14 protein-coding genes are annotated in these 11,918 nt (G+C 67.4%); 5 read left to right on the top strand and 9 right to left on the bottom strand.

Features of this window, described 5'->3' with window-relative positions; all coding sequences use genetic code 11:
• The 3 genes from ACUVYZ_RS10190 (at position 1) to ACUVYZ_RS10180 (ending at position 1,887) form a co-directional block, all read left to right on the top strand.
• A complete protein-coding gene (locus tag ACUVYZ_RS10190; protein ID WP_439934393.1) occupies positions 1 to 687 on the top strand; it encodes an anti-sigma factor in 687 nt (228 codons plus the stop codon).
• Positions 688 to 762: 75 nt separating this feature from the next.
• Positions 763 to 1,215, top strand: a complete 453-nt coding sequence (locus tag ACUVYZ_RS10185) for a group I truncated hemoglobin (RefSeq protein WP_446033059.1) — start codon at positions 763 to 765, stop codon at positions 1,213 to 1,215.
• A 138-nt stretch (positions 1,216 to 1,353) separates the two neighbouring features.
• The gene (locus ACUVYZ_RS10180) at positions 1,354 to 1,887 is read left to right on the top strand and encodes a cytochrome P460 family protein (RefSeq protein WP_439934395.1); all 534 of its coding nucleotides are present in this window, start codon (positions 1,354 to 1,356) and stop codon (positions 1,885 to 1,887) included.
• 43 nt (positions 1,888 to 1,930) lie between these two features.
• On the opposite strand, the gene lysS is transcribed toward ACUVYZ_RS10180, so the two are convergent.
• The 6 genes from lysS to ACUVYZ_RS10150 all read right to left on the bottom strand — a co-directional run bounded on the left by lysS (position 1,931) and on the right by ACUVYZ_RS10150 (position 8,209).
• Positions 1,931 to 3,436, bottom strand: a complete 1,506-nt coding sequence (gene lysS, locus ACUVYZ_RS10175; RefSeq protein ID WP_439934396.1) for a lysine--tRNA ligase — start codon at positions 3,434 to 3,436, stop codon at positions 1,931 to 1,933.
• A 13-nt stretch (positions 3,437 to 3,449) separates the two neighbouring features.
• Positions 3,450 to 3,878 carry a type II toxin-antitoxin system VapC family toxin gene (locus ACUVYZ_RS10170; RefSeq protein WP_439934397.1) on the bottom strand — a complete coding sequence of 143 codons (429 nt, stop codon included), beginning with the start codon at positions 3,876 to 3,878 and terminating at the stop codon, positions 3,450 to 3,452.
• Complete coding sequence (locus tag ACUVYZ_RS10165) at positions 3,875 to 4,108, bottom strand: type II toxin-antitoxin system Phd/YefM family antitoxin (RefSeq protein WP_439934398.1); 234 nt, start codon at positions 4,106 to 4,108, stop codon at positions 3,875 to 3,877. The genes ACUVYZ_RS10170 and ACUVYZ_RS10165 overlap by 4 nt, the downstream gene beginning before the upstream one ends.
• A gap of 123 nt (positions 4,109 to 4,231) precedes the next feature.
• Positions 4,232 to 5,336, bottom strand: a protein-coding gene (prfB, locus tag ACUVYZ_RS10160; protein WP_439934399.1) for a peptide chain release factor 2 whose coding sequence is annotated in 2 segments (ribosomal slippage) — positions 4,232 to 5,254 and positions 5,256 to 5,336 — 1,104 coding nt in all. Because the reading frame shifts where the segments join, the coding sequence is not laid out codon by codon here.
• A gap of 129 nt (positions 5,337 to 5,465) precedes the next feature.
• Positions 5,466 to 7,160, bottom strand: a complete 1,695-nt coding sequence (gene recJ / locus ACUVYZ_RS10155) for a single-stranded-DNA-specific exonuclease RecJ (protein ID WP_439934400.1) — start codon at positions 7,158 to 7,160, stop codon at positions 5,466 to 5,468.
• A 2-nt stretch (positions 7,161 to 7,162) separates the two neighbouring features.
• Positions 7,163 to 8,209 carry a phosphoglycerate mutase gene (locus ACUVYZ_RS10150; RefSeq protein ID WP_439934401.1) on the bottom strand — a complete coding sequence of 349 codons (1,047 nt, stop codon included), beginning with the start codon at positions 8,207 to 8,209 and terminating at the stop codon, positions 7,163 to 7,165.
• A 151-nt stretch (positions 8,210 to 8,360) separates the two neighbouring features.
• On the opposite strand from ACUVYZ_RS10150, the gene ACUVYZ_RS10145 reads away from it, so the two are divergent.
• The gene (locus ACUVYZ_RS10145) at positions 8,361 to 9,605 is read left to right on the top strand and encodes a lipoprotein-releasing ABC transporter permease subunit (RefSeq protein WP_439934402.1); all 1,245 of its coding nucleotides are present in this window, start codon (positions 8,361 to 8,363) and stop codon (positions 9,603 to 9,605) included.
• Positions 9,598 to 10,347: a lipoprotein-releasing ABC transporter ATP-binding protein LolD gene (gene lolD / locus ACUVYZ_RS10140; RefSeq protein ID WP_439934403.1), complete on the top strand. Its 750-nt coding sequence runs from the start codon at positions 9,598 to 9,600 to the stop codon at positions 10,345 to 10,347. The genes ACUVYZ_RS10145 and lolD overlap by 8 nt, the downstream gene beginning before the upstream one ends.
• 27 nt (positions 10,348 to 10,374) lie before the next feature.
• Here the strand turns inward: lolD and ACUVYZ_RS10135 are convergent, their stop codons facing one another.
• The 3 genes from ACUVYZ_RS10135 to ACUVYZ_RS10125 are packed head-to-tail and all read right to left on the bottom strand — an operon-like array spanning position 10,375 to position 11,915.
• Positions 10,375 to 10,716, bottom strand: a complete 342-nt coding sequence (locus tag ACUVYZ_RS10135; RefSeq protein WP_439934404.1) for a hypothetical protein — start codon at positions 10,714 to 10,716, stop codon at positions 10,375 to 10,377.
• A gap of 6 nt (positions 10,717 to 10,722) precedes the next feature.
• On the bottom strand, positions 10,723 to 11,340 hold the full coding sequence (locus ACUVYZ_RS10130; RefSeq protein WP_439934405.1) for a DNA-3-methyladenine glycosylase family protein: 618 nt from the start codon (positions 11,338 to 11,340) through the stop codon (positions 10,723 to 10,725).
• A 5-nt stretch (positions 11,341 to 11,345) separates the two neighbouring features.
• Positions 11,346 to 11,915 carry a DUF2062 domain-containing protein gene (locus tag ACUVYZ_RS10125; RefSeq protein ID WP_439934406.1) on the bottom strand — a complete coding sequence of 190 codons (570 nt, stop codon included), beginning with the start codon at positions 11,913 to 11,915 and terminating at the stop codon, positions 11,346 to 11,348.
• Positions 11,916 to 11,918 lie beyond the last annotated feature (3 nt).

Raw genomic sequence — 11,918 nt, 5'->3', positions numbered from 1 at the left:
TTGAGGCAGCTGCTGGCGGGCGAATATGTGCTCGGCACCCTTCGGGGTCGCGCTCGGCGGCGCTTCGAACACCTGCTGCTCGACGACCCGGCACTGCGCCGGCTCGTGGAGGATTGGGAAATGAAACTCAACACGCTGGCTGAATCGGTGCCTCCGGTCAAACCTCCCGAGCGGGTATGGCGGGCGATCCGAGCCCGCATCGCCCCAGCACGGCCAGCGCCTGAAGCCTGGTGGAACCGGCTAGTGCTGTGGCGCGCCTTCGCAGCGGCCGCGGCCTTGGTTGCCGTGATGCTGGGCATCCAGCTCGGGCGGGAGCCGGCGGTAGAGCCCGCCCGTCCTGCGGTGGCGGTGTTGACCGGCGCCCAGAATCAGCCTGCCTGGCTCGTGATCCTGGGGGCCCAGCCCGGCGCAGCCCCTTCCCTGCGCTTTACCGCGCTTCAGCCCCAGGCCCTGAGCCCCGATCGGTCTTTCGAACTATGGCTGATTCCCCAGGGCGAGGGGGCCCCTGTCTCGGCGGGCCTGCTCCCGCCCAGTGGCAGCGGAGCGCTGGCCCTTTCTCCGGCTGCCCAACGCGCTCTTTACCAGGCCAAGGCCGTGGCGGTCAGCCTGGAGCCGAAAGGAGGGTCTCCCACTGGAGCGCCCACGGGTCCGGTGCTCTATCAGGCGACCCTGATGGCCATGGAGTGAATCTGTAATCGCGCTTCTTGCGTATTAGCCAGTGCGGGATGTCCCGTACGATGCAATCTAAAAAGGAGCGCCATCATGAAAACTCGTTTCCGCCGTTCGTTCTTGGTCTTCGGTCTGGTGGCCGTGTTGACCGCCTGTACCGCGGCCCAGAGCGCCGCGACCGGGAAGTCCGGGAAGTCTCTCTACGAGCGTCTTGGCGGCAAGCCCGCGATTCAGGCGGTGGTGGATGACTTCATCGGCAATGTGGCCGCCGATGCCCGCATCAACGGCTTTTTTGCCAACGCCGATATTCCCCGGCTGAAGAGAATGCTCGTGGACCAAATCTGCGAAGCTAGCGGTGGGCCTTGTAAATACACGGGTAAGAGTATGAAGGAAGCCCATGCCGGGATGGGAATCACGGAGGCCCATTTCAACGCCTTGGTGGAGGATCTGGTCAAAAGCCTCGACAAGTTCCGCGTCCCCGAGAAAGAGAAAAACGAGCTCCTGGCGGCTTTGGCGGCGATGAAACCGGACATCGTCGGTAAATAAAGCTCCGAGCCCTCGCTTCCCTGCCAGGGGCAGAAAGACCGCGCCGGATCAAGGCATAGAGATCTTCTTTACAACCTCATCCCCCCGCAGACCCGCGTTTTCTCTGGCCGTCGCGGGGGTTTTGGGAGGAAGGCCTAAATGCGCAAGGCTCTATTTCTATTTTGTGGATGGCTATCGTCAAGTCTGTTTTTTGCGGACGTGGCGTTCCCCAACGAGTCGCGGCGGGACGGAGAGCTTGAACTGCCCGTCGGCTACCGAGCCTGGCCTGTGAAGCTGCTCGCTGTGGAGCGACCCGACCTTAAACAAGTGCGGGACATCTATATCAATAGCCAGGGAAGCCGTTCCACCCGGCCTTTCCCCTATGGCACGGTGCTCGTGATGGAGCTTTATTCGGTGCGGGTGGGATCGGATGGAAAACCCGTACGGGACGCCGCTGGCAAACTCGAAAAGGGCGCCTTGACCAAGATCTTCGTCATGGGCAAGGGTTTTGGCTGGGGCGAGCAAGTGCCGCCCGAGCTGCGTACGGGGGAGTGGGTCTATGCGAACTATGAGCCGGACGGAAGACCCGCGGCAGGAGATTTGAGTGCCTGTCGCAGCTGCCACGCTCGCTTCAAGGATAGGGATTTCGTCGCTCGTGCCGATGAATACGAGGCAAGGCGCAACGCCCGCTGACGGTATAGGGCAAGATTTACGCGCGTCGGGAGAATCGTCGAGGCTACTGGGGTTTGAGTTGGGGAAAGAGAATCACGTCCCGGATGCTGGGGCGATCGGTGAAGAGCATCACTAGGCGGTCGACCCCGATGCCCTCGCCCGCCGTGGGCGGAAGCCCATATTCCAGGGCGCGGATATAGTCGGCGTCGAAGTGCATGGCCTCCAGGTCCCCCGCCGCCTTGGCCCGCGCCTGGGCGAGAAAGCGCTCGGCCTGGTCTTCCGGATCGTTCAGCTCCGAGAAGCCGTTGGCGATCTCGCGGCCCGCGATGTAGAGCTCGAAGCGCTCGGCCACCTCCGGGTTGGCGTCGCTGCGGCGGGCGAGCGGCGAGACCTCCGCGGGATAGTCCAGGATGAAGGTGGGCTCGAACAGCAGGCGCTCGGTGGTTTCCTCGAACAGGCTGAGCTGCAGCCCTTCGAGGCCGTCCTGGGGCTTGTAGGGCGCCTGGAGCCGTTCGAGCTCCTTGACGAGGAAGGCCCGGTCGGCGAGCCGGGCATCGGTGTACTCGGGGTGGAACGCCTGGATCGCCTCCAGGATGGTGTAGCGGGCGAAGGGCCTGGCGAGATCGATTTCCCGGCCCTCGTAGGTGAGCCGCGTGGTTCCCAGCACCTGGAGCGCCACCTCCCGCAGCATCTCCTCGGTGAAGCCCATGAGGAAGCGGTAGTCCTGGTAGGCCTCGTAGAACTCCAGCATGGTGAACTCGGGGTTGTGGCGGGTGGAGATCCCCTCGTTACGGAAGTTGCGGTTGATCTCGTACACCTTCTCGAACCCTCCCACCACCAGCCGCTTGAGGTAGAGCTCGGGGGCGACGCGCAGGTAGAGCTCCATGTCCAGGGCGTTGTGGTGGGTCACGAAGGGGCGGGCCGCGGCCCCGCCGGGGATCGGGTGCATCATGGGCGTTTCCACTTCCAGGTAGCCCCGGGCGTTCAGGAACTCCCGCAGGGCCTGGACCACCCGGGTGCGGGTGACGAACACCTGCCGCGCTTCCGGGTTGGTGATCAGGTCCAGGTAGCGCTGCCGGTACCTCTGTTCCTGGTCGGCGAGACCGTGGAACTTTTCCGGCAGCGGGCGCAGCGCCTTGGCGAGGAGCCTGAGCTCCTGCGCCTTCACCGTGAGCTCCCCGGTCTTGGTCTTGAAGAGGGTACCCCGTGCCCCCAGGATGTCCCCCAGGTCCCAGTGCTTGAACGCTTCCAGTTGCTCGGCGCCCACATCGTTGACGGTGACGTAGATCTGGATCCGGCCGCTCATGTCCTGGAGCGTGGCGAAGGCCGCTTTGCCCATGAGGCGCTTCAACATCATGCGGCCCGCCACTGCCACCTGGACGGCCTGGGGCTCCAGCGCCTCGTTGCTCATCGCGCCGTACTTTCCGTGGAGATCGGCGGCCAGGGCGTCGCGGCGGAAATCGTTGGGAAAGGCCGGGCCCCGGCGGCGCAGCTCGGCGAGCTTGGCCCGGCGCTCGGCGATGATCTGGTTTTCTTCCAGCGGCATGGTTTCGGAAGTGTTGCCGGTCATGGGAGGTGTCCGGTCAGAAAAAGGTCGTCACCCGAAAGCCGAGGGCGCGCGCCGCCTCGGCCTGATTTCTGTCGGAAGTCGCGAAACCGGAGGCGCCCAGGGACTCGGCCAGGGAAAGGTGCAGCACGTCTAGGGTTCGCAGCGGCGTATTCGCGACGCGACCGAGCAGATGGAAGGCATCCGCCACGGAAGCGTCGCTGACGGGATAAAGGACGATGGCGCCATCCTGGATGTCGGTGCGTATTTCCTCCAGGGCGCGCTTTTCCAAGCGCCGGTCGATATGTCCTGCGCGGCGCCGCCGCGCCAGGCCGCAGCGCATCTCCACCAGCGTCAGGCGGCTGGCGGCCACCGGCGCGTGGGCGATGAAGAAGGCGTCGAAAGGCGCGCTCTGGGGCTCTGCGATATAGCGCTTCATGAGCGCGCTGGTGTCCACATAGATCATCGACCGCTTTCTTCGCGATCTTGGCCGATGACGGCCTCGCTCGGCACCTGCTGCATGCGTTGGCCGGCCCGAAATTTCGCGAGCGAGCGCACCTTGCGCTTCGGGGTTGCGGGCAGAATGCGAACGATCGGTTTCCCGCGACGAACGACCAGGACTTCGTCGTGGTCAGCGAACAACCGTTCGGGATGACTCAGAGCTTCCCGGGCCTCGCGGACGGTGAGCGTTTTCATGCGTTCCTCCCGAGGAGTTTGATTGTGACACAAAAGCCAAAACGTGTCGCAAGGCTCCCCCCGTTCGCGCGCTGCGCAATAAGCCCGGGAGTGGGCCTTCCGGATCCGGCCAGGACCTGCCAGTCACACCCCCTGCTTGAGGCTCGCGGTGATGAATTCGTCCAGGTCCCCGTCCAGCACCGCCTGGGTGTTGCCGATCTCCACGCCGGTGCGCAAGTCCTTGATGCGGGACTGGTCGAGGACATAGGAGCGGATCTGGTGGCCCCAGCCGATGTCGGTCTTGGATTCCTCCAGCTTCTGCCGCTCCGCCTCCCGCTTACGCAGCTCCAGCTCGTAGAGCCGGGCCTTCAGCATGGCCATGGCCTCGGCCCGGTTGCGGTGCTGGGAGCGGTCGTTCTGGCACTGGACCACAATGCCGGTGGGGAGATGGGTGATGCGCACCGCCGAGTCGGTGCGGTTCACGTGCTGGCCGCCGGCGCCGCTCGCCCGGTAGGTGTCGATGCGCAGGTCCGCCGGGTTGATCTCCACCTGGATGGAGTCGTCCACCTCCGGGTAGACGAAGACGCTGGCGAAGGAGGTGTGCCGCCGGGCGTTGGCGTCGAAAGGGGACTTTCTCACCAGACGGTGCACTCCCGTCTCGGTGCGCAGCCACCCGTAGGCGTAGTCGCCTGTCACCTTCAGGGTGGCGCTCTTGATGCCCGCTACCTCCCCCGGCGATTCCTCCAGCACTTCCACGTCGAAGCCCTTGCGCTCGCAGTACTTGAGGTACATGCGCTCCAGCATCTGGGCCCAGTCCTGGGCCTCCGTGCCGCCGGAACCGGCCTGGATGTCGATGAAGCAGTTGTTCGGATCCATGGGGTTGGAGAACATGCGGTGAAATTCCATCTCCGCCACCTGCTTCTCCAGGCGCTTCGCGTCGGCGGCGACCGCGGCGAGGGTTGCCTCGTCCCGTTCTTCCCGCGCCAGGGCGAAGAGCTCCCCGGCGTCCTTGAGCTCTTGCCCGAGGCGCGAAAGGCGAAGCACCACCGATTCCAGGGCCTTGCGCTCGCGTCCCAGCTCCTGGGCGCGGCGGGGGTCGTTCCAGACCGCCGGGTCCTCGCTCAGGCGCACGACTTCGGCCAGGCGCGTTTTCTTGGCATCGTAGTCAAAGATACCTCCGCAGTTCGGAGGTGCGCCGGGCCAGGTCTTCCAGGGATTGCTCGATGTCGTTGAGGGTTTCGGCGTCCATGGGCGGAAGATTCTGTAAAATGACAAATTATAACGTCGCGCGGCCGCTACCGAGCGTCCTAAAAAGGCTTGACGACGCTCGGCGGTAAATGGTTCGTCAACCATTTACTGGAGCCTCAATAGGACAGGCTCAGGCCGGCTCCCAGTGCCGGATCGTGAGCTGCACCCGCTCCTCGCCGTTGAACTCGTTGACCTCCAGCCGGTAGGCGGCGCGAATGCGGGAGGGCAGCTCCCCGGCGTGGAAGAACAGCATGGCGTCGAATCGGGCGCCCGCCTTGGCAAGCCTGAGTTTGAGATGACGGCCCGCCACCACCCGCTGGGATTCCACCAGGAAGCAGTCGTCGAACAGGGGCTCCGGAAACCCCTGGCCCCAGACGTGCCGGGCGAGGAGCCGGGCGAGCTCCAGGTCGACGTCCCGGGGATCGAGGGGGCCGTCCGTCTCCAGGATCTGTTCCAAGTCAGCCTCGGTGAGCAGCTCCCGCGCGCAAGTTTCGAAGGCCTCGCGAAACGCCTCTAGCCCCTCCGCCGGCAGGGTCAGGCCCGCCGCGGCGGCGTGGCCACCGAAGCGGACGATCAACCCGGGCCGGCGCTTGGCCACGAGATCCAAGGCGTCCCGCAGGTTGAGGCCCGGGATGGAGCGGCCGGAACCCTTGAGCTCGCCGGCCTGCCCCGGTGCGAAAGCGATCACGGGGCGATGGAAGCGTTCCTTGAGCCGCGCGGCGAGGATGCCGATCACCCCCTGGTGCCAGGAGGGTTCGTAGAGAGCGAGGCTCCAGCGGCTTCCGGGGTCGAAGTCTTCCAGACGTTCCAGGGCCGCCTCGTGCATGTCCGCCTCGATGTCCCGGCGCGCCGCGTTGAGCCGGTCCAGCTCCGCGGCGATGGCCTCGGCCCGGACCGGGTCGTCGGTGGTGAGGCACTCGATCCCTAAGCTCATGTCGGCGAGCCGTCCCGCGGCGTTCAGGCGCGGGCCCAGGCAGAAGCCCAGGTCGTAGGCGCTCGCCCGGCGCGGGTCGCGCCCCGCGGCCTGGAACAGGGCCAGCACACCGGGGGGCGCGTCCAGGGCCCGGATGCGCGCGAGCCCCTGGTGCACTAGGATGCGGTTGTTGTGATCCAGCTTCACCACGTCGGCCACGGTGCCGAGGGCCACCAGGGGCAAGAGCCGGGCCAAGTTGGGCTCGGGCGTCCGGGCGAAGGCTCCGCGGGCGCGCAGCTCCGCCCGCAAAGCCAGCATCAGGTAGAACAGGACGCCGACGCCGGCCAGGGCCTTGCTGGGAAAGGGGCATTGGGGCTGGTTGGGGTTGACGATGGCCGCCGCCCGGGGCAGGACGGGCCCGGGCAGGTGGTGGTCGGTGATCACCACCTCCATCCCCAGCCGGCGGGCCGCCTCCACCGCTTCCACGGCGGCGATGCCGTTGTCCACGGTGATGAGGAGGTCCGGGCGCTTCAGGTGAGCGGCCAGTTCCACGATCTCAGGGCTGAGGCCGTAGCCCGTCTCGAAACGGTTGGGCACCAAGTAATCCACCCGGGCGCCGAAGGCCTTGAGCGCTCGCAGCCCCACCGCGCAGGCGGTGGCGCCGTCCGCGTCGTAGTCGGCCACGATCAGGAGCCGCTTGCCCGCCTGGATCGCCTCCGCCAGGAGCCGGGCCGCCTCCCTCACCTGGCGCAGCCCGTCGTAGGGGAGCAGGGCGGCGAAGCGGGCGGAAAGCTCCTCCGGCGCCGCGACGCCCCGGGCCGCGGCAAGCCGGGCCAGCACGGGATGGATTCCCGCTCCCCTCAGAGCCTGCTCGGCGTCGGAGGGGACTTCCCGGGAGATGAGCCGGGGCACGGTCAGCCTCCCCGGCTTCTCGCCGCCCACACGGGCAACGGTCGCTTCCTTCGCCAGAAACGGCGCAGGTCCGAAGCCCGGACCTGGACTTGCACGGGGGCGGGAACCGGGGTCACCACCAGGCGCTCGAAGCGCTTCGCGCCGAGGGCGGCTTCCAGGGGAGCAAACCACTGCCCTTCCAGGGCGGCGAGGCCCTCCCGCCAGCCTTGGACGTCCCCGTACTGGACCGCGCCCCGGAGGCGGTCCAGGACCACCAGCACCTCACCCTCCTCCCGAGGGCCGGCGAAGAATTCCCGGGCCGAAGGGGGGAGGGCGCGCGCCGCAACGCCGGCGGCCCGGGCGAGGGCGAGCGCCAGGACGTCGCGGGCGTACACGGTGCTGAAGACGGGCCGGGGTGCGGGGACCTCGCGCCCGCCCCCCCACAGCCAGACGCTGTTGATCGGCGGCCGCCCTTCCGCCTCCCGCCGGAGATTGACGGGATGCTCATGGAGTAGCATCTGAATCTCGGTCAGCCGGCGCTGCCAGCGGGGCGCGTCTTCGCCCGTGAGCTGAAAAGCGTCCACGTCCCGCCCGATCGCCTCGGCGATGAGCCGGGTCTGGAGCCGGGGGACGGCGGGCAGGCGCAGGTACCACCGGTCGGGCCGCATGGGGTAGAAGGCGAGCCCTTCCTCGGCGAAATGCCGGTTCAGGGTGTCGGTGAGGGCGGCGGCTTCCGCCTGATTCACTTCGAACGCGCCGCTGTCGGCGAGCAGCACCCGATCCCGCTCGACCTGAAGATGGACCGGATCGGCCCGCAGCCAGTAGGCGCCGCCCGGCGCGCCCTCGTCCAGCGCCAGGGTGAGGGGGGCGACCGGCCAGTCCTGCTGGCGCTCGACGCCGAACGCTCGGCATAGCCAGATTTCCGGGCTTGCGGGCTCGGCCGGCTGCCACCGGCCCCGGGACAGGAGCCGCTCCAGGCCCTCGAGGGAAAGATCTGCGAACGGCGAGGGGTCCGAGGCGTCGAAATCAAGAAGGTCAAGAAGGTGGGGAACCAGCAGATGGACGATCACGGGGGCACAAGGACCGCGCGGCGCGGTTGGAGGGGGCATTGTACACCGGCTCCTCGGAGGAGCTCCTCTTCCCGGCGGGCGGCCCGGGGTGCGTGCACCGGAAGAATGTGGCAGACTCTGGCCCGCCTTCCTTCGAAAGCGACGGCCTGAATTGCAACCTTACGAAGTCTTCGTCGGCCTGCGCTATACCCGCGCCAAGCGCCGCAACCATTTCATCTCCTTCATCTCCCTCATCTCCATGGCCGGCATCGCCCTGGGGGTGGCGGCGTTGATCGTGGTGCTCTCGGTGATGAACGGATTCCAGAAGGAGCTGCGGGCCCGCATCCTGGGGGTGGTTTCCCACGTCCAGATCTCGGGCCCGGGTAACGTGCTGCGGGACTGGCGGGAGGTAGAGGCTCAGGCGCTCAAACATCCCGGCGTGCTGGCCGCCGCGCCCTACGTGCTCGGGCAAGGCATGCTTACCCACCAGAGCCGGGTGCAGGGGGTGGTGGTGCGGGGCATCGACCCGGCGGCGGAATCCCGGGTCGCCGACGTGGGACACCACATGCGCTCGGGCAGCCTCGAGGCCCTCGAGCCCGGCGGGTTCGGGATCGTGCTGGGAATCGACCTGGCCCGCATCCTGGGCGTCTTCCCGGGAGACAAGGTGGTGCTGGTGGTGCCCCAGGGGATGGTGACCCCGGCCGGCATCCTGCCCCGGCTCAAGCAGTTCACCGTGGCGGGCGTGTTCGAAGTGGGCATGTACGAATACGACAGCGGCTTCGCCCTGGTGCACCTGGCCGATGCCCAGGCCCTGTTCCAGTTGGGCGGCGCCGTTTCGGGCGTGCGGCTCAAGCTCGACGACCTGTTCGCCGCGCCGCGGAGGGCGCGGGAGCTCTCGGCGACCCTGCCCGGGGACCTGTACGTGAGCGACTGGACCCGCCAGCACAGCAACTTCTTCCGCGCGGTGGAAATCGAAAAGCGCGTCATGTTCATCATCCTCACCCTGATCGTGGCGGTGGCCGCGTTCAACATCGTCTCCACCCTGGTGATGGTGGTGACCGACAAGCGGGCCGACATCGCCATCCTGCGCACCATGGGGGCGACCCCCGGGAGCATCACCCGCATCTTCATGGTACAGGGCTCCCTGATTGGCGTGATCGGCACCCTGCTGGGCGTGGCGGGCGGGGTGCTGCTGGCGTGGAACGTGGACGTGGTGGTGCCCTTCATCGAGGGCCTGTTCGGCGTCCAGTTCCTGGCCAAGGACGTCTACCAGATCAGCGAGCTGCCGTCGGAATTGCAATCGAAGGACGTGATCACCATCGCCGGCGTGTCCCTCGCCCTGAGCCTGCTGGCCACCCTCTACCCGAGTTTCAGGGCTTCCCGGGTGAACCCGGCGGAGGCGCTGCGCTATGAATGACCGCACGGCCCCGGTGAGCGGCGCGCGGGCCGGGGCGCCGGCGCGGGAGGAGGCGAGGCCGGTGATCGCCTGCCGGGGATTGCGCAAGACCTACGGGGAGGGTCCCACTGCAGTGGAAGTACTGCTGGGGGTGGACCTGACCGTCGAGCCCGGCGAGCGCCTCGCCATCGTCGGCGCGTCGGGATCGGGTAAGAGCACCCTGCTGCATCTGCTCGGAGGGCTCGACCCGCCCACGGCGGGAGAGGTGCGGGTGCAGGGGCAGGACATCCACGCGATCAGCGAAGCGGAGCGCAATCGGCTCCGCAACCGGACCCTGGGTTTCGTCTACCAGTTCCATCACCTGTTGCCGGAATTCACCGCCTTGGAAAACGTGGCCATGCCGCTCCTGATCCGCCGCCTGCCCAAGGAGGAGGCGGCTGCCCGGGCGGCGCGGATGCTGGAGCAGGTGGGGCTGGCGGCGCGCCAGCACCACGTCCCTGGGGAGCTCTCGGGGGGCGAGCGCCAGCGGGCGGCGCTGGCCCGGGCGCTGGTGACAGAGCCCCTGTGCGTGCTGGCGGACGAGCCCACCGGTAACCTGGACCGCCACACCGCCCGCAGCGTGTTCCGCCTGATGCTGGAGTTGAACGAGCGGCTCGGGACCAGCTACGTGATCGCTACCCACGACCCGGAGATCGCGGCCGGCGCCCAGCGCGTTCTCCGGCTGGAGGAAGGGGTGCTGGTACCGGCGAAGGCCGTTTATTGAGCCTACGGTAAATGGTTGACGAACCATTTACCGCTGTTCTGTTGCCTTCTCCTCGGCCGGGTCCTCGATCTTCAGCACGCCGGCCTGCACCGCCTCGGTGTACCAGGCTTCATCCTGGAGGGCCTGGGTGACCACGAAATTGGGTGCCGAGCGCTTGATGAGGCGCGGTCCGACGAAGCCCGCCAGGAAGACCAGGATCCCGAGCCACAGCTGGCCGATCAGCGCCAAGGCCACCCCGGCTCCCAGGACCGGCAGCGCCACCAGGGGCAATAGCAGCCGGCGGGACAGGAGCTTTTCCGCCAGGGCCCGATCGATTTTCACTCGCAGCGCGCCGCTGCGGTAGCCGGAGACGAATTCTTCGTGGGTCATGGGGCTCTAGTATTCCACCGGAATCGGATCCAGGCTGCGCCACAGGTACCAGGTGGCCACCGAGCGCCACGGGATCCAGCGCCTGGCGATGGAGCGCATCTTGAGCTTGGACAGGGGTCGCTCGTCGTTGTAGTGCCGGCTCATGGCCCGCTGCAGCCCGATGTCGTCCAAGGGCAGCACGTCCGGGCGCAGCATGTAGAAGATCAGGAACATCTCCGCTGTCCAGCGGCCGATTCCCCGCAGCTGGGTAAGTTCCCCGATGAGCGCCTCATCCTCCAGTTGCTCCCATGCCTCCAGGGAAATGGAGCCGTCGCTGAAGCGGCGCGCCAGGTCCCGCAGATAGTCCGCCTTGCGCGCGGATAGCCCGCAGGCGCGCAGCGCCTCCTCGTCCAGCCGGAGCAGGGCCTGGGGGCTTACGGCGCCGCAGGCGGCGGCGAGCCGCTGCCACACCGATTCCGCGGCCTTGACCGAGATCTGCTGGCCGACGATGGAGCGGGCGAGGGCGGTGAAGGCGTCGCTGCGCCGGCGCAGCGCCAGCCCGTCGTGGCGCCGGATGAGCCGGCGGATCACCGGGTCCGAGCCGGCCAGCTCCCGCTTGGCCTGTTCCCAGTAGAGGGGCGTCATGGGGATCAGGAGGGGTGGCGGGGGACGGAGCGAGCGAAGCGGGCCCGGCGGCGGCGCCACTGGATCGAGTAGTAAAGGCGCCAGGACCCGAGGACCGCGAAATAGCCCAGGCCAGCGAGCAGGACCGCCAGCATCGGCAGGCCGATCAGCAGGGGCTTGCCCAGGGAGGCGGTCCAGTCGACGAGGGCGGGGATCCATTCCTTGAAAGGCACGTGGCCAAACTCTAGGGGCTCCAGGGGGAGCGCCCGGTTGCCGCCGCCCGTGACCAGGGTGCCCAGCTTGTAGGCTGCCAAGTACAAGGGGACGATGGTGAAGGGATTGGTGTAGAGGGTCGCCAGCAGGGCGACTGGGAGATTCACCCGCAGGATCGCCGCCAGGATCGCCGCGACCAACATCTGGAATGGACCCGGAATGAGCCCCGAGAAGAGGCCTACGGCGACACCGCCCGCCACCGAGCGCCGGTGGAGATGCCACAGGTTGTGGTGGTGCAGGGTCTTGCCGAAGACCGAAAGGAAGCGGTTGCCTTTGACGCTTTCCAGCGTCGGTAGGTATTTCCTAAAGTATTTCCTGGGCATGCA

Source organism: Pelomicrobium sp. P1 (assembly GCF_052805615.1).
Note: the sequence above shows the minus strand (reverse complement) of the source record. Positions and strands in the feature narration are given on the sequence as shown.

Excerpts from the sequence above, each read along its gene's own strand:
- ACUVYZ_RS10185 (WP_446033059.1), top strand. The coding sequence starts at position 763 with ATGAAAACTCGTTTCCGCCGTTCGTTCTTGGTCTTCGGTCTGGTGGCC.
- ACUVYZ_RS10180 (WP_439934395.1), top strand. The coding sequence starts at position 1,354 with ATGCGCAAGGCTCTATTTCTATTTTGTGGATGGCTATCGTCAAGTCTG.
- lysS (WP_439934396.1), bottom strand. The coding sequence starts at position 3,436 with ATGACCGGCAACACTTCCGAAACCATGCCGCTGGAAGAAAACCAGATC.
- ACUVYZ_RS10170 (WP_439934397.1), bottom strand. The coding sequence starts at position 3,878 with ATGATCTATGTGGACACCAGCGCGCTCATGAAGCGCTATATCGCAGAG.
- ACUVYZ_RS10165 (WP_439934398.1), bottom strand. The coding sequence starts at position 4,108 with ATGAAAACGCTCACCGTCCGCGAGGCCCGGGAAGCTCTGAGTCATCCC.
- lolD (WP_439934403.1), top strand. The coding sequence starts at position 9,598 with ATGAATGACCGCACGGCCCCGGTGAGCGGCGCGCGGGCCGGGGCGCCG.
- ACUVYZ_RS10135 (WP_439934404.1), bottom strand. The coding sequence starts at position 10,716 with ATGACCCACGAAGAATTCGTCTCCGGCTACCGCAGCGGCGCGCTGCGA.
- ACUVYZ_RS10130 (WP_439934405.1), bottom strand. The coding sequence starts at position 11,340 with ATGACGCCCCTCTACTGGGAACAGGCCAAGCGGGAGCTGGCCGGCTCG.
- ACUVYZ_RS10125 (WP_439934406.1), bottom strand. The coding sequence starts at position 11,915 with ATGCCCAGGAAATACTTTAGGAAATACCTACCGACGCTGGAAAGCGTC.